At 46.4% G+C, this 20,998-nt stretch carries 22 protein-coding genes, 1 tRNA gene and 2 pseudogenes; 9 read left to right on the top strand and 16 right to left on the bottom strand.

All coding sequences use genetic code 11. The features are described 5' to 3' along the window. Positions 1-90: 90 nt before the first annotated feature. Both LPQ35_RS08600 and LPQ35_RS08605 read right to left on the bottom strand, forming a co-directional pair. Positions 91-486 carry a hotdog fold thioesterase gene (locus LPQ35_RS08600; protein ID WP_193808367.1) on the bottom strand — a complete coding sequence of 132 codons (396 nt, stop codon included), beginning with the start codon at positions 484-486 and terminating at the stop codon, positions 91-93. Positions 487-559: 73 nt separating this feature from the next. Continuing rightward, positions 560-851 (bottom strand): annotated as a pseudogene (locus LPQ35_RS08605) (catalase-peroxidase); the annotation flags it as partial. Between the two features lie 108 nt (positions 852-959). Here LPQ35_RS08605 and LPQ35_RS08610 point away from each other — a divergent pair. The 4 genes from LPQ35_RS08610 to LPQ35_RS08625 all read left to right on the top strand — a co-directional run bounded on the left by LPQ35_RS08610 (position 960) and on the right by LPQ35_RS08625 (position 6,495). Further along, a complete protein-coding gene (locus LPQ35_RS08610) occupies positions 960-1,481 on the top strand; it encodes a helix-turn-helix transcriptional regulator (RefSeq protein ID WP_193808368.1) in 522 nt (173 codons plus the stop codon). Next, positions 1,468-3,585, top strand: coding sequence for a hypothetical protein (locus LPQ35_RS08615; protein WP_193808369.1), 2,118 nt, complete (start codon positions 1,468-1,470; stop codon positions 3,583-3,585). The genes LPQ35_RS08610 and LPQ35_RS08615 overlap by 14 nt, the downstream gene beginning before the upstream one ends. Further along, positions 3,582-5,207, top strand: coding sequence for a DHA2 family efflux MFS transporter permease subunit (locus LPQ35_RS08620; protein ID WP_346297621.1), 1,626 nt, complete (start codon positions 3,582-3,584; stop codon positions 5,205-5,207). Before LPQ35_RS08615 ends, LPQ35_RS08620 begins: the two co-directional genes overlap by 4 nt. Before the next feature lie 295 nt (positions 5,208-5,502). Continuing rightward, entirely contained in the window at positions 5,503-6,495 is a 993-nt protein-coding gene (locus LPQ35_RS08625; RefSeq protein ID WP_193808370.1) for a hypothetical protein, read from the top strand. 279 nt (positions 6,496-6,774) lie between these two features. Here the strand turns inward: LPQ35_RS08625 and LPQ35_RS08630 are convergent, their stop codons facing one another. Then, entirely contained in the window at positions 6,775-7,164 is a 390-nt protein-coding gene (locus LPQ35_RS08630) for a hypothetical protein (protein ID WP_193808371.1), read from the bottom strand. 118 nt (positions 7,165-7,282) lie between these two features. On the opposite strand from LPQ35_RS08630, the gene LPQ35_RS08635 reads away from it, so the two are divergent. Together LPQ35_RS08635 and LPQ35_RS08640 are read left to right on the top strand one after the other, a co-directional pair. Then, positions 7,283-8,854, top strand: coding sequence for a hypothetical protein (locus tag LPQ35_RS08635; protein ID WP_203219033.1), 1,572 nt, complete (start codon positions 7,283-7,285; stop codon positions 8,852-8,854). A gap of 71 nt (positions 8,855-8,925) precedes the next feature. After that, a complete protein-coding gene (locus LPQ35_RS08640; RefSeq protein ID WP_193808372.1) occupies positions 8,926-9,222 on the top strand; it encodes a hypothetical protein in 297 nt (98 codons plus the stop codon). A 162-nt stretch (positions 9,223-9,384) separates the two neighbouring features. Here LPQ35_RS08640 and LPQ35_RS08645 read toward each other — a convergent pair whose 3' ends face one another. From LPQ35_RS08645 to LPQ35_RS08680, 8 genes are all read right to left on the bottom strand, one after another. Further along, entirely contained in the window at positions 9,385-9,741 is a 357-nt protein-coding gene (locus LPQ35_RS08645) for a hypothetical protein (RefSeq protein ID WP_193808373.1), read from the bottom strand. Continuing rightward, a complete protein-coding gene (locus LPQ35_RS08650; protein WP_193808374.1) occupies positions 9,719-9,916 on the bottom strand; it encodes a hypothetical protein in 198 nt (65 codons plus the stop codon). The genes LPQ35_RS08645 and LPQ35_RS08650 overlap by 23 nt, the downstream gene beginning before the upstream one ends. Before the next feature lie 4 nt (positions 9,917-9,920). Next, positions 9,921-10,139: a DUF736 family protein gene (locus LPQ35_RS08655; RefSeq protein ID WP_193808375.1), complete on the bottom strand. Its 219-nt coding sequence runs from the start codon at positions 10,137-10,139 to the stop codon at positions 9,921-9,923. After that, entirely contained in the window at positions 10,136-10,324 is a 189-nt protein-coding gene (locus LPQ35_RS08660) for a hypothetical protein (protein ID WP_193808376.1), read from the bottom strand. Before LPQ35_RS08660 ends, LPQ35_RS08655 begins: the two co-directional genes overlap by 4 nt. Further along, positions 10,324-10,524 carry a hypothetical protein gene (locus LPQ35_RS08665; RefSeq protein ID WP_193808377.1) on the bottom strand — a complete coding sequence of 67 codons (201 nt, stop codon included), beginning with the start codon at positions 10,522-10,524 and terminating at the stop codon, positions 10,324-10,326. The genes LPQ35_RS08660 and LPQ35_RS08665 overlap by 1 nt, the downstream gene beginning before the upstream one ends. A 2-nt stretch (positions 10,525-10,526) precedes the next feature. Then, complete coding sequence (locus LPQ35_RS08670; RefSeq protein ID WP_193808378.1) at positions 10,527-10,949, bottom strand: hypothetical protein; 423 nt, start codon at positions 10,947-10,949, stop codon at positions 10,527-10,529. Continuing rightward, entirely contained in the window at positions 10,946-13,621 is a 2,676-nt protein-coding gene (locus LPQ35_RS08675) for a bifunctional DNA primase/polymerase (protein ID WP_193808379.1), read from the bottom strand. The genes LPQ35_RS08670 and LPQ35_RS08675 overlap by 4 nt, the downstream gene beginning before the upstream one ends. A 175-nt stretch (positions 13,622-13,796) precedes the next feature. Further along, positions 13,797-14,003 (bottom strand): hypothetical protein, encoded by a 207-nt coding sequence (locus LPQ35_RS08680; protein WP_193808380.1) that lies wholly within the window; start codon positions 14,001-14,003, stop codon positions 13,797-13,799. Positions 14,004-14,077: 74 nt separating this feature from the next. Here LPQ35_RS08680 and LPQ35_RS08685 point away from each other — a divergent pair, with 74 nt between their 5' ends. Both LPQ35_RS08685 and LPQ35_RS11195 read left to right on the top strand, forming a co-directional pair. Next, complete coding sequence (locus LPQ35_RS08685) at positions 14,078-14,686, top strand: MarR family transcriptional regulator (RefSeq protein WP_193808381.1); 609 nt, start codon at positions 14,078-14,080, stop codon at positions 14,684-14,686. Positions 14,687-15,079: 393 nt separating this feature from the next. Further along, positions 15,080-15,157, top strand: a pseudogene (locus LPQ35_RS11195) (hypothetical protein); the annotation flags it as partial. A gap of 85 nt (positions 15,158-15,242) precedes the next feature. Here the strand turns inward: LPQ35_RS11195 and LPQ35_RS08690 are convergent. The 5 genes from LPQ35_RS08690 to LPQ35_RS08710 all read right to left on the bottom strand — a co-directional run bounded on the left by LPQ35_RS08690 (position 15,243) and on the right by LPQ35_RS08710 (position 19,453). Then, positions 15,243-15,316, bottom strand: a tRNA-Arg gene (locus LPQ35_RS08690). Positions 15,317-15,435: 119 nt separating this feature from the next. Next, positions 15,436-16,140: a formylmethanofuran dehydrogenase subunit C gene (locus LPQ35_RS08695; protein WP_193808382.1), complete on the bottom strand. Its 705-nt coding sequence runs from the start codon at positions 16,138-16,140 to the stop codon at positions 15,436-15,438. 1 nt (position 16,141) lies between these two features. Further along, complete coding sequence (locus LPQ35_RS08700; protein WP_193808383.1) at positions 16,142-17,824, bottom strand: formylmethanofuran dehydrogenase subunit A; 1,683 nt, start codon at positions 17,822-17,824, stop codon at positions 16,142-16,144. Positions 17,825-17,829: 5 nt separating this feature from the next. After that, complete coding sequence (locus tag LPQ35_RS08705) at positions 17,830-19,083, bottom strand: formylmethanofuran dehydrogenase subunit B (RefSeq protein WP_193808384.1); 1,254 nt, start codon at positions 19,081-19,083, stop codon at positions 17,830-17,832. 1 nt (position 19,084) lies between these two features. Continuing rightward, positions 19,085-19,453 carry a molybdopterin dinucleotide binding domain-containing protein gene (locus LPQ35_RS08710; RefSeq protein ID WP_193808385.1) on the bottom strand — a complete coding sequence of 123 codons (369 nt, stop codon included), beginning with the start codon at positions 19,451-19,453 and terminating at the stop codon, positions 19,085-19,087. A 221-nt stretch (positions 19,454-19,674) separates the two neighbouring features. Here LPQ35_RS08710 and LPQ35_RS08715 point away from each other — a divergent pair, with 221 nt between their 5' ends. Continuing rightward, on the top strand, positions 19,675-20,865 hold the full coding sequence (locus LPQ35_RS08715; protein WP_203219034.1) for a magnesium transporter: 1,191 nt from the start codon (positions 19,675-19,677) through the stop codon (positions 20,863-20,865). Positions 20,866-20,998: the final 133 nt, after the last annotated feature.

The raw sequence follows: 20,998 nt of genomic DNA on the forward strand, positions 1-20,998 counted from the left end.
GCGGAAAAAAATCGCTGTCAGGAACACATGGTTGCTCGCAACTGGCCAAATAATTGAATATTTCACCTGCATTTATTCTGCTTTGGGAGATTATGCAGGCACCTCACTTCCATAAGCTATTGCAAGACCTCTTGCTATCGTTTCATCGCCTCTCCTGACCTCCAGCCTGCAGAATGCAACTTTTCTGCCGTATTCTATCTCTGCTTCTGCAGTAAGTCTGTCACCATGAAATGCCGGTTTGATAAAATCCATTCTTATTGAGAGTGCGAATCTGGAGTAATTGCCGGAATTTACTGCAAGAGCAAAGGCAAAATCGGCCAGAGCCATTATGTACGCACCATGTGCAGTTCCATGGAAGTTCAGATAGTTGCTTGAGACAACTCCCTCCACCCTCGCGTATCCGTCCCTGACCTCCAGAATCTCTGCATTCAGAAATTTTCTGAAACTGTCTCTATCCGGTTCTGGTTTGGGATGCTTTCCAGTCATGATCAGGAATGTGCTATTAAAAAATAAATTTCTTGGGGACTTCTGCACCTTCGGAGTTTTCAACCATCCATTCTCAGATAAACCTGTCGAGGTTCATAGCCTTGTTCCAGGCTTTTGTAAAGTCATGGATGAATTTTTCTCCGGAATCGTCGCTGGCGTAAACCTCTACCACAGCCCGGCCCCATCTGGTGTCCGAATATCTGATCAACCCTCGTTTTCCTGAATTTCAGTTCTCCGCTTTTTCTGTCATAGCCCTCGAATAAATAATAGCGGTTCTCATCTGCCTGTCTTCACCCAGCCCCCATATCGAGCAGATTCACAAAAAAGTCGTTGGTCAGCATGCCGGGTGTGTCTGTGAGAACTCCGTGATTCTCATATCTGTAACTGACCCGGTGCATCTACTCTGACCCATGACCTGAGAAAACTATCGGATACCGATAGTAATAAATACAACAAAATCAGAGACACCGTCAATGTCAGATGCGCTAAAGGGCATGCTCAAGCTTCTGATTCTCAGAGAGCTTGAAAGCGGAGAGGCAACGGGTTACGAGCTCATCGAGAGAATAGGAAAAATCGTATCAAAAAAACCGTCTCCCGGATCGGTTTATCCCCTTCTGAATGAGCTTCACGACAGGGGTTTTCTTGAGGTTTCGGTTAGGGGAAACAGGAAGATATACTCCCTTTCCACAAAGGGTAAGAGGGCTCTCGAAGAGTTGAAGGAAAGGGAAAGGATGCTGATACTCGATAAGATCAGGTTTCTGATGGAGGCGGGCATCCTTTCGGGTGAGAGCGTTGATGAAGCAGTAACCTTCGTCATGGAAAGAAGGGAGAAGCGCTGGGAGCTCTTAAGGATTAAAAACTGGTTCAGGCTTCAGGAGGCGATTCTGAAGGCATACAGAAAGAATCCTGAGAAGACTGAAAGGGCTGTTGAAGATGCCATAAGGATGTTTGAAGCTGTTGGGGACTCTGAAGGTGGGAAACATGAAGAGGCGTAGTATTTTTTCAGTGCTGATTTTGGCGGCATTTCTGCTGGCCATGGGGGTTGCAAGTGCAGAGAGTGCAGATTTCAGGTTTCACGTCTCACCGGTCAGAGATACCTTCTATCCTGGCGAGGATGCAGTTTTAACCCTGCTGATAGAGAATGACGCAAAGGTTAGCAGTTTTATCATCAATGAGAACACGTCGAATCTTCTGCCCCTCATCACAACTGCCAAGAACCTCAGAGTTGAGCTCAGCGGGAGCCCACCTGTTGAGGTGAAGACGATCAATCCGCAGCTTGCCGGAGATCTGCCGTCGGGAATGGTTTCCAAGGTGTCCTTCAGGATAAAGATCGATCCGGATGCTCGGGAGAAGGAATACACGTTAACCGTGAAGATTCACTTCACCTATGTCACCTACTCGATTGATCCGCTTACGAAAACGGCATACATAACCTATGACCATGACGTTTATCTCAAAAACGTCAACATTCGTGTGAGCAAGAAGGATTACGACTTCAACGTCAGGATTCTGAACTCGACCCTTCTGGCAGGAAAGAAAGATGTTGTGAGCGTGGAGGTCATCAACACGGGTAAGAATCCAGTACACAACACCTCTGTCATTCTGAACGCAACCCCACCTTTAATGCCAGATCCGACAGGCATGATTGCTTACATTGGGGATCTGGCCTCGGGAGAAAAGAGAACTGTATCTTTCAAGGTGTATGTGTCTGAAAACGCACTCAATCAGAGCTATCCAGCCAGGTTCGTTTTTCAGTTCAGCGACGCTGCAGGCTTTCCAAAAACTGCTGTAAAAACAGCCCCTATTTGGGTGGAGGGCAGCAATAGCATCGAAGTTGAGAACTGGCAGAGCATCCTGACTCCACCGCTGAACGCCCCTGTCAGGCAGAAAATAAGTGTCCCCTCCCTTCCATCCATCCCCTCTATCCCATCGCTGCCATCTTCTTCGCCTTCATTTCTATCCGGGAAAAAAGTCCAGCCCGCTTCAGGTGTAGTGACGATTCCGTCAAGAGGCATTGTGGAGGTCACACTCAAGAACACGGGAGAGGAGATGAGGGATGCTGTAGCCATACTGTCCTTTGACACCCCACTCATCCGTGTGGAGAACTCGCCATACATAGGGCATCTCGGCAGAAACGAGAGTGTCAGGGTTCTTTTCAACGTGGAGAACCTGGCTCAGGAAGGAAAGTACAGGGGATGGGTTGCGATCAGCTACACAAATCCCCGGGGAGATGAGGTTTTGACTGAAAAGCACTACATAGCCGTTGAGATTGGAGAAAGTCCCCTGCAGATAAGGGACGTGAAAGCCCTTCTTTCAGCCGGACAGAAAGGCGAGATGGTTGTGGAGGTGGAGAACGGAATTAAAGAGAGGCTTGAGGATGTCGAGCTGAGCCTCCTATCGCCTGAGCTCACGATTACGCCCCTCACCACAACTGCTTTCATCGGAAGCCTGGAAAGCGGAAAGGTTGGTAATGCAAGGTTCAGGATTGACGTGGATGATGATGCAGTCCTGGGGAACTACACCCTCTACCTGCTGGAGAGATTTGAGATAAACGGAGCGGAAATAGTAAGCTCGGCCAGAATCCCGGTTTCGGTGGAGTCCAGAGGGGTGAAAATAGAAATAACATCGGTTGAAGCCTCTCTTTACCCTGATTCCACGGGTGAAGTTGTCATAAAGCTAAAGAACTCTGGCAGCACCCTGTACAACACCATTGTAATGCTGGAGGTATCAGCACCGCTCTCGGTGGCTGGGGGAAGCTCTCTGGGCAGTCTCGTCGGTCAGTCACAGCCTGGCATGTACTTTGTCGGGACCCTTGAGCCCGGCAGCACGGCAGTGGTGAAGTACAGGGTGAAGGTTGACAAGGATGCGGGAGCGGGCAGCTATCCTGCAAATCTGAGGCTGAGCTATTACGATGCTGAGGGCTACAAGCATGAAACTGGCAGTTTCCCCATTGCTCTCGAGGTGAAGGAAAAGCCATTGATAACCCCTGTTCTTTTTGCTGCCGCTGCACTGGGGCTGATAGCCTTACTGACCGCTGCTGTAATTGTGAGGAGGAGCAGGAGGAAGAGAAAGTCTGAAGCGAATGAACGGGAGAAATGAGAAGAATGGATGCTGGACAATCCGGACATGGAGGATATGACACAAAAGCAGTGAATCCGTGGCTCTCTCTGATTCCTGTGGCCACCGGGGTATTCATGGTGATGCTGGATACCAGCATACTGAACATAGCCCTCCCAAGCATAGCCGAGGAGTTCAACGCCTCGGCCTCCGACGTTCAGTGGCTCCTTAACGCATATCTCATAACTCTGGTTGTGCTGCTGGTCACCTTTGGCAGGCTGGGAGACATGGTGAAGAGAAACCTCCTTTACGTTACCGGAATGGCCGTTTTCATTGCTGGAAGCCTTCTCTGTGCGGAGTCTTGGGACATCTTAGTGTTCATTGTGGCCAGAGTGATACAGGCAGTTGGGGGAGCGATAATGCTGGGAAACAGCATGGCTCTGATCACAGAACTATTCCCTCCGGGTAAAAGAGGGGCTGCAATGGGGCTTAACTCAATCCTCATCGCCTCCTCATTCGCCTTCGGACCTGTGATAGGTGGCTGGCTGACGACGCATATGAGCTGGCACTGGGTTTTCTACATCAACCTGCCGGTGGGTCTTGCGGGAATTGCCCTCGGATTGACGCTGCTCCCAGCAATGGGTGAAAAGGCCAAGGTGCCGGTGGATGTGTTTGGACTGGCACTCCTGTCCATATCTCTTGGCTCCCTTACAATCGGAATCATCCAGGGGCAGGAGTGGGGCTGGAGAGACGACAAGACAATTGCGTCCTTCATAGTGGCGTTCTCATACCTTACAGCTTTCATCGCAAGGGAACTCACCTGTGACTATCCCATTCTTGATCTGAATCTCTTCAGAATAAGGAATTTTACAGCAGGAGTTACTGCTCTCTTTTTCATGTCAATGGGGCTTTCAACCTCTCTGTTTCTCATGCCATTCTTCCTGCAGGGAATAAAGGGGTTGACGGCTGAGCAGGCGGGGCTCTGGATAATGCCAATTCCAATTGTGAACACCGTCATAGCCCCACTTGCAGGAAGGCTCAGCGACAGAATCAATCCGAAGATAACCATGTCGATGGGACCGGTGGTCTTCTCCATCGGGCTCTACCTCCTGAGCAAGATAAGCGCAAACGTGACGTTCTGGGAGCTGCTGCCGGTGCTCCTCTTCATCGGCTCAGGCATGGGTCTATTGATGCCCCCTGCAATGAACGTTATGATGACCTCCGCACCCCCTCACAAGGCCGGGATGGCAAGTGGAACCATTCAGACTTCCAATTCCCTTGCAAGAGCCATGGGGGTATCGCTGGGCGGAATACTCTTTACAGGAAAGATGAACGAGCTGATTCCGAATTTCGGAAATGAGATTCCGAACCCGATGCAGATAAAAATACTGGAAGTTTTGGCCATGAAGGGTTATGCCGGTCCGATTGTGATAGTCACAGAGGCTTTCATGAGGAGCTTCAGAAGTGTTTTCCTGAATGCCATACCCTTTATCCTGATAAGCCTGTTCATCGTGCTGGTGTTCCTGAGGGGTGGAGAGCATCTTGAGGCAATCGGTAAATCAGGTTTTACTGATCAGAGTGACCAGAATTCGCATAATTCGGTTGTCCCCTCACAGTCGAGTAAAGGAGAATACTGCCGGGAAACCGGAAGGTCCGGGGAGTGAGAGGTCACTGCAACTCCGTACGTTCAGAACTGTGACTGAAGGTCGCCATCTGGAGTTTATCTGAAATACGTGGCAGCATGGGATTCATAATTCTGCAACCTGAACCTGATCAATCAGATCCATCAAAATGTGGACCAAAGTTCATAGCTTACTGTATATCTTAGCATACATATAAGCCAGACTGAGAGGATATCCCGGATCTGTAATGCGTGTTCACATCAGAAAAATTATGACGGACCCGCCGGGATTTGAACCCGGGTTAGAGGCTCCGAAGAAGAGAGCAGAGAAATCCGTTGTGAAATTCAAGATAGATGATAGGACGGAAGAGGAATATATCTTCTTCAGGTTCACTAACAACAAAACAAAGGATGGACAGAGGAGAATCGAAAAAATATTCAAGGACTTGTTAGAAGTGACCGGGAGAGAGATCTCAAGAGACAGCATTCTGAAATTCCAGAACTGGTATATGACTAAATACAGCCACCATGAAACAAGAAAGAAGTATTACACAAACACCAGGAATTTCCTGGAATGGCTTTACAAGAAGACTGGAGACTACAGGTTTAGAGAGCTAAAGGAGTTACTGGTAACACCAAAGAGGCCAAGCAAAAAGATCAATTCCATCCTCCTTAGAGAAGATGACGTAAGAAACGTAGTTTCGGCAATTTACAAACTTCCAATAAACCCGCATGATTCTAAGATGAGACACTATTATTCCAAGATCAAGTTTATTGCCTTTGTTCTCCTTGCATCCTACACAGGACAGAGACCTGAATCCACCCTGGTTAAACTTACCCTCAATGATATCCGGGAGGCCTTGGAAAGAGATCCGCCCATGCTCTGGATACCTGAGGAGAAGGATAAAGAGTCCTTCCCTCACTGGGTTCCTCTTCACCCTGTTGTGGTTGAATGGCTTAAACCTGTGATAGAATTCTATGACATCCATCCTCAGGGACCATCAGATAACAGGCTTTTCCACAAATATCCAGTTTACAAACTCTTGAAGAAAATTAACGTTAAAGCAATCCATACAGGCATACCGATAAGGCCCTCTCATTTCAGGAAGTTTTTCGAGCAGATGTGTAACAACGTCCTGATGGTTCACCCTGGACTGAGAGATTACATCATGGCACATAACACAGGCAGTCTTGACGTTCAGAGCTATGATGGGAAACTTCCCTCTGAGATCTATTACCAGTACATGGAGAAGTGGGGGAAGGTTAACCTTGTGCCACCAGAGGTTAAGCTGGAGGAGCTGATCCATAACCTCTCCCCAACTGGGGATTAACTCCCTACTCTTTAACCCCCCTCTCTTCCACCCATTGACTCCCAGTTATCACCTTAGAACATGCTAAGGTTTTGGTGCAAAATCAGGTTCTGGTTCTTCCTTGAGAGTCGAAGGAATTTTAGAATAGGTCCAGCTTCCAGGAAGTCGAAAGATTGTTAGAGTTACTGGATGATTCATCTACTGGATAATCAATCCAGCCCTGAAATTTGTATTTCGGAGACCTGAATATAAATTAATATGTATTAGTATGTATCAAAAAATAAAGAACAGCAATCCACTTTAGAGAGCTCCTCCGTAATAGTAGCCGTATCCAGCCCTTCCAAGTCCCATCACGAGTCCAAGCACTATGAAGATTATCACGGCCATGACGACCACTGGCAAATACTTCCCCGTCTGAGCCAGCGCCTTGAAGCTGTTTATTATGGCATCGTTGACATAGGTCTGCACCTGGGTGTTGTTTATTGAATTGATCTCTGGCTCCACCATAACATAGGTCTGCCCTCCGAGAGTTCCAACGAAAATCAAGACAAGTGTGGCCACACCTATGCCGACTATGAGGGCTATGATGTCGCCGACGTTCGCTTGAACGTATCCGGACTTCCTGTACACCGGCTTTGCTTTCACTTCCTCAAACCCCTCAGGCCTGAATTCCTCCACGACAGCCTCCATTTTCACATCACCAAAAAAGAGAGTAGATTCTTTCCTCAAATAACGCTCGCTGTGACACGTGTCACCTCGAGCCTGTTTAATACATCCAAAGACAGAAAAGGCTCTTGAAGGTGATATTATGGTCCTGCCTCTTGTCGGTCTGGCCGTTGCAATGGCTGCGAGCGCGCTAGCACCAAAAGTGGCAGAAGCGGTTGAAAGAATGAGAAACCCTGAGGTTAACGAGTATGCCAGCAGAAGAGAGGTTAGAGAGGCCTACAGGAAAGCCATTGAGGAGGTTGAAAGAGCGCAGTATGAGAGAGTGAAGTCCACCCCCTCACCATTCGATGATGTGTCATATTACATATATGGTGCCATTCCTGGACTTGCCACCTATGCAAGCAAAAAACAGGTTGCCTCTGCAACTGAAAAAATCCTCATCTCCCAGGGATATTCGCCTGATGAGGCCAGGAAAGCAGCATCAGCGATTGAGAGAGTCGAATCTGCCAAGGCTATTGGAGAGGTTGTTGGTGCCATAATTCCTGCAGGAGGTTCAGCAGCTCTGGCAGTAAGACAGGCAGGGAAGTTCATAGCCAAGGAGATAGGAGAGCAGGCCATCAAAACCTTAGGAAGGGAAGGAGTGGAGAAGCTGGTCGGGAAAACAATAGTCAAAGAAGGTGCTGAATCAGTTGGAAAAGCATTGATGGAAAAGGGCCTGATAACAGTTTCCAAGAAGGAAGCTGTGGGTATTGGAACAAAAGCAGTGGGGAAAGCATCAGCCTTAGCTGGGGCATGGGAAGGTGCAACAGTCTCAGCCATGCAGGATGTGAGCAGAGAGAAGTATACCAAACCTAAGGAGATGTTGAAGGACGTTGCTTTTGGTGCTGCTACAGGTGCAGCAGCTGCCGGTGTGGCAGGTGCTGTTATTGGAAGGCTGGCAGTTAAAGGCTCGAGACTTGCCAAACCCCTTGACTATTTCACGGGAATAATTGACCCATACGAGAAGCCTGGAGACTGGATAGGAGAGAGCTTTGCCAGAAAGATAAAAGTCCCACAGCCTTCCCTGCCAGTTGCAGATATCCCTGAACCTGTGAGGATTCCGAGAATTCATCCACCGTCATTAACCCCATCTCCAGCTCCATCTGATATACCTGGGAACCTTCCACGTGAGAAGCTCAGTCCCGGATCTACGAGAAGCATATACAGAAGCATTAACGCCAGAAAGGCAAAGATGAGGGTCCCATCAATAACGCCAACACCAGCTCCTTCTCCGTCACCATCTCCAGCTCCCTCTCCAACACCAAGTCCAACACCATCAACCACACCAACCCCATCCCCAACTCCAAGTCCAACGCCTGTTCCAACCATCACACTAACTCCAACAATCACTCCAAGTCCTTCCCCCACTCCAAGTCCAGTCCCAACCCCAGCACCTGTCCCAACACCAACTCCAACGCCAACCCCAACACCTACTCCTCAGCCTACACCAACTCCAGAGCCAACTCAAACTCCTACCCCCACGCCTACTCCAACTCCAGCTCCAACACCAACCCCAACCCCAACTCCAATGCCGAGGGTTCTGCCATTCTTCCCGTTCATAGGGAGACTGGACAAAGGGAACGAAAATGTGACAAGGAAAACAAAGCTCATCTACTACGACGAGCTTGAGGCAGCAAGGAGGGCACTGTTCAACCTCTTTGGTCTCAATCTGTAGGACAAGAGCTATTTTTCCCTCTCCCCTCCTTAGTAACAAGGTTTTTCTATATCGAAATTTTGAGCACCAATATGGGCAAGCTTGTAGGTTTAGGAGCTGGGTTTGTAATTGGCTTTTTCTCCATTTTGTATTATTTGAATCCAGAAGATACGATCATAAAAGCCTTTTTTAAGATGTTTGAGGTCTTGGAAGAATACACTCCTCCAGAAGCTGAGGACATTATGAAGAATGTGACTACCGCTGCGCAGGTAATTATTCTGATATCTTGGATTGTAGGGTTATTTATCTTGAAAAAGGACCCTCTAGGATTTTTGACTGGGCTTCTTTTTGGGCTTATTTTAGGATTCTATGTGAGTTCAGTGTTTTAGAAATCACTATTATTCTGGCCAGCTCAACTCTTGAGGTTCGGAGGTACCATTTTTAAACTCTTGGGAAAAGGAGAGTTTTCCCAAATCCCGGGTATTTTTGCCGGAATTCGCAGCGTAAATATATAATATAACAATACATTGTATTACCAATGTAAGACTGAATCACAGAAACCCATAGAATTCAAGCCACTTTCTGAAATTGTGTGATAACTCAAACCTTTCCATGTAGATCTTCAAGACCTCCTTGAATAACTCTTCATCATGGAAGGTAATGGGACACTTATCTGTCCTCTGACGTAATGTGAGAAAATCAGGGTCTGAACCATACACTATCCAATGTTCAATATGGAACCTGTAATTTCTACCTTTCTTGACAAGTCTAAGAATACCTTTTCTATTACAGATCGGGCAGGTTATTATATTATCCTTACTTTTCCTTGATGATCCTTTAGGAATAACGTTCTTAAGATTCTCAAGAATTTTCTGGATCTCCTCTTCAGAGATCTCTCCCTTTTTCATGGATTCTTAACCTCCTCATTACAGTCCACTTGCTCACATCATAACCCATCTGCCTGAGCTTCCACGCAATCATCTCATAGCTATACCCCTTAGCTCTAAGGGAGAGGCAGAGATCAAGGGGAAAGTCCTTCCTCGGTCTTCCTGTTCCCTTCCTGATATACAGAACCTCAGGCATTATCTCACCCTGTCATGTCTATGATCTCTTCCTCAGGTTCTTTTGGCTTTGACTCCCTCACCCAGAAGACTCCGACTTCTTTCCATGTGCCGTTATCTCTGATCACCAGTCTGAAAGCTGGCTGACTGTCCTTCTCCTTCTTCTCGTTCTTGAAGATGTAAGCCTCTCTCTTGCCGAGAATACCAAAATCAACGTATCCGGAAAGATACTTTTTACTCTTCATCTTTCTCCCTCCTCAAGAAGCTTAATATCTTCCAGAGCGTGCTTATAACCGTGTAAAAAAGCATCATGGTAAACGGATTCAACCAGCCTTGACACCCATTTTGAGAACCATCTTGCGTGTTCTTCTGCCAGTCTTGCACCCTTCCCGTAGAGGAGTTCCTTTTTCATGAGGTCAAGATCGCCCATCATTCATCCCTCCAGAGCTGAACAACAGGCACCCCCTCAACGAAAGCATCAAGCCTTATTGCAATCCTCGAGATGGCGCATATCCTGTCCGATAGAAACCACATGCACAGCTCTCTCAGACACTTCCTTTTCATCACTGGACAGAACCGGGAGAACTCTCGATCATCTACCTTCAGATCCGGACTTACCAACGCCTCCAAACTCACCACCTCCTCTCCTTCTTAGCTAAGGGGGGAGCCTGAAGGATGAACTTCCTGTAAATCCAGTCTCCCAGCTCCTCAACACTCCCGGAAAACACAGGCAGGAGCTGATCAGCCCTCAGAAAGTAATCGGAATAGACTTTCTGTCTTGGATTGAACTCATACAGATTGACCAGCTCGTTTCTCCTCTCGATATAGTAAAGGGGAACTCTCAACGCTCTGGCCACTTTCTTCAGCGTGACAGCCTGATAACCTCTTATCTTCAGCTTTCCGTTCTTTTCCTCAAAAATCGCTCTGATTCTTGGCCCGACGTCAAGGACGGTGTCAATGTTTGTGATCACCACTTTGTCAGATAACTCCCTGTATGGTTTCAGAGCCTCCCAGAGTGTGTTTTCAATGTAATTTCCGCAGTGAGGACACTTCATAAGCCCATAACCTCCTCATAATGCTCAAAATCCCCAGAATAATCCTCTCTGCCTGTCTCTTCCTGCTCTTCTAAACCCTTGAGGAAATTAACGAATTCAGAAAGAGAAACTCTGATAGCCCATGGAGTTTTATTTCCAACTCTCATCTTACCATATTTCCATCCAAACCTCTCAGCCAAGGATTTGAGGGAGTCCACAGCCAGACCGTCCAGAACCTTCAGAACCGAATTTGTGATAACCACATCTTCTCCCTTCAGATAAGCCCACGGGAGGAAATTCTCCCTTATCAGGGCCTTCAGTCTATAATCCAGGTCTGGAGCGTAAAATGTCCCGTTCTCAACAGTAACCTCCACCTTAGAAATGTGTCTGGAATACCTCTGGTTGATGTCCTCCAGCAGTCTGGCCCTGATCTCCTCATTTACCAGCTCTGTTATGTCCTCCAGGGACTCTCCTTCATGTGCTTCATCAATCCAGGAAGGAACCTCAAGGCCGGCAAATTCATAAGCTTCCCTAAGGAGGAGGGTTGAAGTTTCCAGCCAGTCCTTTTTCAGCAACTCAGGGTTTTCAGCTATTCTCTGGAAGACAAAATAACCCAGGAACCTGAGATCGTGAATCCTGGGCAATACCTTATTCTCAAACTCCCTGACCCTCTCACCTGAAACCCTGTCAGAGAGGCTGAAGAGAATCCCGATAAACCTTCTCAGGAGGGCATCATCTGAGGGATAGGTTTTGTTTGTGGTGAAAATCATCGGGCTTAAAGCCGGCTCCTCCACATAAACGCCCTGAACGTATCTCCCTCTGGCAAATGGTGATTCTATGCTGGACTTCAGGATCTCCCTCAGAGAGTCCTTGGAAAGAACGTCAGCAACCTCATTGATCAGGATGGGGAATGTTGTCTCTGAAACAACCTTCCCGAACCTCGGAACGGTGTCAATGTGGGATCCACCCTTCTCCTCTGGGGGTAAATTCCAGATCGCTCTTATTATCTTCCCTAAGGTGGATTTGCCGGTGGAGGCTGAACCATGGAGTAAAAGCCAGGGAAAGTGGATCCCATAAGTCCCCCTGATCTGCTTTATCGCATAGCTGAACGGTGCCAGAATTCCCCACTTGATTATTGTGGTGAACCTGTCTGCCAGATGGTTATACCACTCCTCCCTCAGCTCCCTGAGAAGGAGGAGAGATCTCTCCAGGTCCTCCTTGGTGAACTCCTCAGCTTCCCACTTAACCGCCCTGATCTCTCCCTCAAAGAAGTAAAAGCCAGGCTTTTCCAGCTCTCTCCTGATCTCAGCCTTTCCGTTCCTGATGAATGCAATAACTAAGGAGGAGAGGGCATCCTCAATCAGTCTTTTGTGCTTGACAATTCCCTCAGCCTTCAGCCTCTGGACAATAACCTCCAGCTCTGCCGGGCCTATCGTTTTCTTTAACAGTCCATCAAACTCAATCTCAAACTTTCTCACACCGCCAAGGGGATCCTCAAAAACAACAACCCTGACAGGGCATGTTTCAGCTATCAGCTCCTTATAAACAATTCCTCCATTCTTCTGATCTTCATAGGCCCTGGCAATTATCCCCTTCCTGGGATTGGCAACATAATACAGCTTTCTGGAGAAATCAATCAGACTGAATATCGAATCTCTGAAGGGGGAGGATCTTCCCAGTTTTTCCTCCAGCCTTCTTATCAGCTCTAAGGACTGGAACTCACCCAGCAATTTCTCAGCTATTTCCTGGAGACCTGACTTTCCTTTAAGCTCCTCTTCTGATGGAGGATTGCCCTTAAGTCCGTAGGTCCGGTCAAGAACATAAAGCCTGAGATCCTTCTCCTCATCTCCCTCAGCCAGAATCTCGACAATTCTTCTGGCAGAGCTGTAATCAACTCCCGCTTTCCTCAGCCATCCACTTAGAAACATGATTATGTAATTCCTGTAGCCCTGCCTGTAGATCGGCCTTATCAGATTGACGATCTCAAGGATTTTGCTCTCTGAGAGTTTCTCACCATCCTTGGATGTCGAAGATTCCTTAGACTTCCTGGGAGCGGGATCCTGCTCGAAGGTTCTTTCGAACCTGCTTTCAAGTCCTTCATTCTTTTCCAGAATTCTAAGGAGGGAGAGATATTCCTCCCAGCTCAGCTCTGCAATTCTTTCAGGCTTATTGACAAACCTGTAAAACTTTCCTGAAGGGTGAGGGGAGGGAGGACAGACGACAAAACCACCCTCAGCCCTGATGTCAATTCCTGGCCTTATGCCTATTCTGTTGTTGAAGAACTTTGGATCCGGATCTCTGACTCTGAAATAGTAGTGGTAACCCTTCCCTGTTTCAACCACCCAGGTACTGATGAACTTCTCATAAAGCTCAGGATTTGCTTCATACAGCTCTCCCAGGAATTCTCCAGCCACTTCCTTAGAATCGAAATCTATAACTGCCAGATTTCCTGAAACCTTACCGGTTACGATTGCTATTCCGATTTTGTTTCCATTCCTGATGGCCTGAAACTGTTCTGGATTTGAGAACCAGCTTTTAACCTCCTCTAAGGTGGGTGGTGAGAGCTGGTATTTCTTCCAGTCCACCAGAGCCGGTTTTCTGGATTTGCCATCAGGTAACTTTATCAGAGCAACCGGAATTATGCTGAAACCTTCCTGGAGGTACTGTTTAGCATGCTCTAATAAGGTGGACATGTCTATCACCCTTCAGGAAAATGCAGGATGGATGTCCGAGGGGACAGGGGGAACTTGTGAGAAAATGACCGCAGAAGTGGTCAAAATCCTGGTTGGTGCAGAATTCCGGAATCTTAAAATATTTCAGCGCTTTATTTTCCTTTAAGAGGCAGGTGGACTGGAAGACTGACATTTTCTACCCCTCCGATTTAATTTTTTCAAAATCAATACCAAGAAACATAGCATAATGTTCAATAGCCCTCCTGACGATTTCAGAAGCTGATTTGTGGGCAATAGGCTTTGAATACTCCCTATTTAGGATTTTCTCAATTATTTTGGTGTGTTCAGGGTATACTGTAAATGAAACTTGGATCATATTCCATTTTGTCTTAGTTCCAATCATTTTGGTTCGGTTCGACATACAATAATAATCCTATTTCCGTTATATTTAAATATTTCGGTGTACTATACCAAACTATGTCTGAAAGAAAACATCCCAAGAAAATGGAGAGAAGAATCAATCGAACGAAAATATATTCTCTCATAGCTGAAGGACCAAAGACTTGGAAAGAACTCATTGAAGGAACAGGTTTATCAAAAAGTGTCCTCGCAAGTCATCTTCAGGAATTGGAAGATGATGGGTTAATAATTTCTGAAATTGATCCGAAAGATAGAAGAGTAAAAATTTACAAAATCAATCCTGAGGCTATGGAAGTTTCTGAGAAACTTATGAGTGTATTGTTGTCTTATTTTATAGGTAAGAACTTTAAAGATGTTAAAGAATTGAGAGAAAGCATTGGTGAAGTTTCTCTAATCTGTATGGCTGGAGGGGACGAGGGTTTAAGAGTCTTAAATATGGTCTTGAAAAATTTGGCCGAAATTCTGCAAGAACTCAATCCTAAGGTGGGGGAGGAGTATAGAAAGAAATTTGAGGAACTTAAGAAACCAGTCCAAAATTATGCAAAGAAAGTTATTTATCGAAAGAAAGGGGATATAACAGACAAAGAGCTAACTGGAGAACTTTTGGCTGATTTGGCAGTTATTGGAGCATTAAGTTTATTGAAATCAAGACAATCAGATATTTAACAGCATTATTTAATTTTTAATGTTACTAAGTGGGTGTTCCGAAGTGTTCCACAGGCAGAATAATGCTCTATTCTGCAAACTAAGGGGAAATTCTTCTCAGATTTGAAAATGACATATGTTCCGCAATATAAAACCCCACGGAACAGGGTTATTTTTTCTCAGTTTCGGAATTGAAGGAATTTCAAAGCTGTTTTGAAAATGTGTTCCGCACCTTATTAGCGCATGCTTTATTTCTTTTCTCAACTTTATGACTTTTCACGGAACAGCGGAACAACGGAACACAAAAGTAACGTGGAACCTATGGAACAGCGGAACAGTGGAACATTTTATTATCTCCCCCTCCCTTAGTGATACCCCCGCTAACTTTTTAGGCGATACTTCCAACATACGTGCATGACTTCTGTTGCTCCAGTAAAGCGAAAATTAACCCTGAGTGTAGATAAAAATCTGGTTCAGGAAGCTAAGGAGATGGGGATAAACCTGTCGGCCTTTTTTGAGATTAAGCTGAGAGAACATATCAGTCTGGTAAAATATGGATACCGAAGGGAGATTCTTACGGACCCGCCGGGATTTGAACCCGGGTTAGAGGCTCCGAAGGCCTCTGGGATATCCAAGCTACCCTACGGGCCCACAATGTATGAACTGAACTCACGGATTTAATTTATTTTCCTACACACTGCTTTTCAATTTGTCCGCACCGAAAAGAAAATGTGTATAATGTTATGTAAAAAAGATTTTGCACACTCTGGTCAGATTTTCAGTATTCTACCCTCTCCACCGACGAGGACGTCTCCTGTCCAGCCGTTTTCACTTTTTCTGAAGGTTGGAAGCAGATCAAATTCTCCTCCAATCTTTATGGTTCCCGCTTTCATGTCTCCTCCTGCATAGCCGCAGTTTCCATGGATGATTATTTCCCCACCTTTCATCTCTGTTCCGATGAAGTCTCCAGCGTTACCTTTGATCTCTATTGTTCCTCCCGTCATCTTCTCTCCGATATAGTTCCCTGCATTGCCCTCTATCAGAATCTTTCCTCCCTGCATGCCGCTTGGGTTACCGTAGTAAGCACACCCGATGAGGTTCTTTGCGTTGCCCTTGACGATTATCTCACCATCCTTCATCTCTGCTCCAAGCCAGTCGTCAGCACTCCCTTCAATCGTTATCCTGCCGCCCTTCATGTATGCGCCACAGTTTGCCCCAATATTTCCTTTTATGACTATTTCTCCGTCATCCATTCCTGTTCCAACCCATTTGACCTTTGAAAAGTCTCCATCAAGTAGGAGCTTCTTACCGTCTCCTTCCTTCTCAACATCAAACAGCTCTCCAAGAGTTTTCTCAGCATTTCCGTACCAGACTTTGAAGTTCTTTATTTCCTCAAGACTCTTCTCTGCAAGTTCGGGAGTGAGTTCGGCCTCAACGCTGACGTCGAATTCGAACTTTGGCTTAAGGATGAGCATCTCAGTTCACCTCCACTCTAACCGGGTTTCTCAACCATTCTTCCTGGATTCCGTAATTCTTTCTCTGGATTGTGTAGTAGCTGTTGAAGAAGGAGTTCAGGTCCTCATCTATGGAGTCAAGGCTGACCTTCTTTCTTGCATCGACCCAGAATGTCCTTCCCCAGCTTTCGGCAACAACGGCACCATCCTTCACGACTATTTCGCCACCCTTTATTGTGTAAACAGGTTTTCTGAACTCTGAGTTTATCAGCTCGTACTGGGCTGCAGGATCAACATCGTCCGGGTTAATGCTGTAGATCGCAACATCGGCATCGGCCCCAATGCCAAGATGTCCCTTGTTTTCCATTCCCATGACTCTTGCAGGCAGACTTCTCGTCATCTGGATGACATCGTATAGGGTTTTTTCGACCTCTATTGCTGGCAGGGATGTTGCCTTCTGAACGTAGGGACTAACTCTCTCAAGCTCTTTTTCCCTCATCTTTCTGCTCATCAGCATGGCCATTACGTATGGATATTCTGTGAATGGTCCACCGTTGGGGTAGTCTGTTGTGAGAACGACTTTATCACTGTCAACGAGCAGTCCAAGCTCAAGCCCGATTGCCCACTGCAGGGCGTGAACGGGATTCTTAGGGAGATAAGCTATTGGCACTATTCCTGCTCCTCCTTCGATTTCGCTGTCCTTGTTGACCCATCTTGATCCTGTGAGCTTGTGCAGGGTGAACTGGAATGGGGCATCACCGGTCATTGCGGTAGCATGTCCGAAAATTGCCTGTCCCATGTCAATGGTAATGTTATCCATCGAGTTCACAACCTTGGCGATCTCCTCAGCACCGCTTGCAACGTCTCTCCATGAGCTTCCCGCGTATGCGTTAAACTGAACGTGGGTTACGTGGAGGGTCTGTCTTTTCTCGTTGGCCAGACCTGATACGAGTTTCATGGTTTCGATCGTGGTCTGGTAGTTTCCTGGGTTTCCGAGATTGTTGCAGTGGAGATGCACGGAATGGGGGAGGTCAAGCTCTTCGTTGGATTTTACGAGCTCGGTGATAATCTCCTTGGGTGTAACTCCCCAGTTTGGTACCTCATCCTCTAGATTCTTCACATTTCCTCCATACATCCAGGCCTCAACGCCACCCGGATTGACGACCTTCACACCATAGCCCTTTGTTCTCTCAATTGCCCATGCAATGAACGCTTTCAGCTTCTCTCTATCTTTTTCGGCAACGTATTTGAAAACAAAGTGCCAGTTTCCGAAAACAGGGAGCATTGCCTTATCCACTATGGGGATGGCGTCCAGCTCTTCATGTGTGTGGGGTGAGCCTATCGGGGGTGATGCTGCCTCAACTGCGGTTGTATAGCCTATCTTGGCATACTCATAACCAATGGCAGGGGATGTTAGCAGCACTCTCCCAATGGATGCCCTTAATTTGTTTGCCGTGTGCCTTACGATTCTCATCTCTTCAGGTCTCATCGTTCTGCCGACATTGATCTTGCTTCCTGCGATGTGTGCGTGCATCTCAACTCCGCCTGCAACAACAAGCTTGTTGTTTGCATCAATTACTCTGCATTCGTCCTTATTAACCTCACTTTCATCGACGATTTTACCGTCTTTTATGAAAATGTCCATTTTTTCTCCATCTATTTTATTTTTCGGATCAATAACAATACCGTTTTTAATCCAGAGCATTTCAATCACCCTTCAAGCTTCTCCTCCACAATTCTCAGCATCTCTTTCAGAATCTTTTCATCACTCCAGTATGGTGAGTCAACGAGCTTCTTCACCCTCACTGGTATCCCGTCCATTCTGTATGCCCATCCCTCAGCCTCTATTCCTGCAACTGCAGAGGGTATTATGACATTTGACAGGAGGGTAGTCATGTTGGGGAACGGATCAATCTGGATCACGGGTATGTTTTTCATGTGTTCAACGGCTCTCCTCGGGAAGTGTGCTGCGGGATCACTGGATACCACGAGCATGGCATCACAATCTTTTCTGAGAAGCATTTCCACAGCAGAAAACTCGGCAGGTGAGAATCTGGGATATCCTCTGCTGAAATCTATTGCATACTGGTATCCCACCTCCCAGGCCGGTACCTCTCCGGCACCTACGACATTGTAGTGGCCTCTCATTGGCCATATAATCCATCTTGCATATCTGTTGAGAAGCTGAATTAGCTTTACAGCGTTTTCAATGTTTCTGTCCCTTCCTCTGGATTGTGTTACTCCCAGGCCGTAGAGAATAACTCCGTATTTTGCGTTTTTCATTATATCTGCAAGCTCCGCAAGCTCCTCTTTTGGCACCCCTCCGACCTCATTTGCCTCAATATCCTCGCCCTTCACGAGCGCTCTCAGTGCTGAGATTATTGCATAGTCGTACCCCGGTTTTATCTGGACGAATTTGTCTGCCATTTTGGCAGATTTTGTTTTTCTAACGTCAACAACGATTACCTTCCTGTCTTTTCTGTCCTTTATCAGGAAACCCTTCGCCATGACGCTGTATCTTGTCGGGTGTCTCGGATGAGCTTCAAGGGGATTGCTCCCCCAGAAGATGACGACATCTGCCCTGTTCTTGATTGCCCCGAGACTCCCTCCTGGGATACCCTCCTCGATAACTGCGAGTGTCCCGGGAGCGTGGCATACACTTGCGCACTGGTCGTAAACACCTCTGACTTTCTCGGTCAGAATGACTCCATACCTTATCGCCTCATTGACAGTTGACGCCCATCCGTAGAGCAGGGGCTTTTTTGAAGAAACAAGTATTTCTGCCGCTTTTTCAATTGCCTCTTCATAGCTCACTTCCTTTCCATCAACCATCGGGCTCTTGATTCTCTCCTTCTCTCTGAACTTCGCAAGACCAAGAGCGCAGAATCTCTTTCCTTTCTGGGTATTTACGTCAAATTCTACATCATCGCATACGTTACCACAGAATGTGCATACTGCATCCATTTCATTCCACCCCTAAAAGCTCTCTAACAGACTTAACATTCTCCTCCGTCTTCTCCACTATCCCTCTTACTCCCTTGAATCTTGGCATTCCAGTGCCGTCGGTGTCGTCAGAAATTACCTGATTTGCATACGGGCCCATTGGAATGAAGATAACTCCTCTGGGCAGCTCCCCAATTTTTGCAAAAACAACAACTTCTCCAAATTCCGTTTTTACTTTAACTCTGTCCCCCTCTTTCAGGCCGAGTTTTTTAAAGTCCATCTCGTTCATCTCACAGTAGCTGACAGCTTTGAAGTATTCCTCAGAAAGTTTCTCTTCTACGGTCTTTCCCTGGTCTATTGTTCTGCCAGAAATGATTTCAACCTCAATCATATCAGTCACCGTTATTTTTATCCAGGTCTCTCGGAATATATTTAACGATTGCCATTTTTTACAATTGAAAAAACGGTTTTAAGCGAGATTTGCCGGCAGGTGTATTGCTGTGCAGAGCAGGCAGACACTGTGAAATTTTAATAGGGAAAATGTTTTTATAAATCTCCTAAAAAAGTTACCCAAAAGCGGGAAGGGGTGAGAGACGATGGGTGGTGATGACGATGGATTACAGAGGCTTCCAGGAGCTGTATTCTGCCAGGATAAGACAGCTTATGGCAGGAACACTTCCCGCTTTGCTCTTCTGCATCTTTATCGAGTTCATTGCAGGAGGTATTCTCGGCGCTTATTTTGAGAAGCTCATGGAGTCTTACAGGATAGTCCTTGTGATCATACCCGGGCTGATGGGATTGAGGGGAAACATCTTCGGCTCTATGGCTTCCCGGCTGACCACAATGCTCCACATCGGTATTATGGAGCCAAGAATATCCGATAAAGAGGTTCAGAAAAACATTCTCCTGAGTTTATGGCTGTCCCTGATACCGGTATTCATTCTCTGGGCGGTTGGTGTGCTGAAAGTCGGTGATGTATGGTCCGGAATGTATATTCTTTTCATAATCGTTGTCTCAACGATTTTTTCCACCCTGATCATGGGGTATTCTACAGCCATATCAACGGTGATTCCCTATTTGAGGGGCTTGGACCCGGACAGAGTCGCAGCACCTATAATCACGTCCGTTGGCGATCTCATAACTCTCCCTTTTCTGATTCTGTTCATCTTAATCTTTGAGCATTATTTTTCTGTTTTCGTTCTTCTCAGCGTTGTCAGTGTGGTGGTTTTTGCAGTTCTGGCATTTAAAATCAAACTTGGCAGCGATGACATCAGAACTTTCAAGGAAGTTCTTGCAATACTCGGGATAACTTCACTCATAGCCAGTGTTTCGGGAGGATTCTTTGAACATTACAGTGATCTGATTCATGCATCAGTGCTGTTCAGCATACTCTATCCTGCCATAGCTGGCACCACAGGTAATTTTGGTGCAATTGTGGGGGCGGCAACCTCTACAAGAATTCACGTTGGAGACATCGAAGGTATTGTTGATCGTGAAACCCTCGCAGACATAGTCATTTATCTGTTTACCGGATTCCTGATCAGCCTTGTCATGAACTTTGCCGGCATAATCATTGCGAAATACTTTCTCGGTAAAAACGCTGGAATCGTCCCCGAGTTCATAATCTTTTATCCGCTGCTCCTTCTCACCGCCATGATTGTTGCTTATTATATTGCCAGATTTTTCGGCAAACTCGGCTTTGACCCTGACAATGCAACGGTTCCGATGATAACGACGATCTCTGATCTCATGTCTGTCATCTTTGTCATCTTCGTATCCGGTGTGATTGTTGGAAGTTTCTGATTTTGAGATTGATTGGGTTTAAAATCTGGAAATTGGTTCAAATGCGGAAAAGCTTTCAGGCTCGCTTATTGGAGGAGTCCAACTTCTTCAGTTTGTTCATGAAAACGAAAATTGTGCTTGGTTTAGCGGATAC

This window comes from Geoglobus acetivorans, from assembly GCF_039641995.1.
Lineage (GTDB): Archaea > Halobacteriota > Archaeoglobi > Archaeoglobales > Archaeoglobaceae > Geoglobus > Geoglobus acetivorans.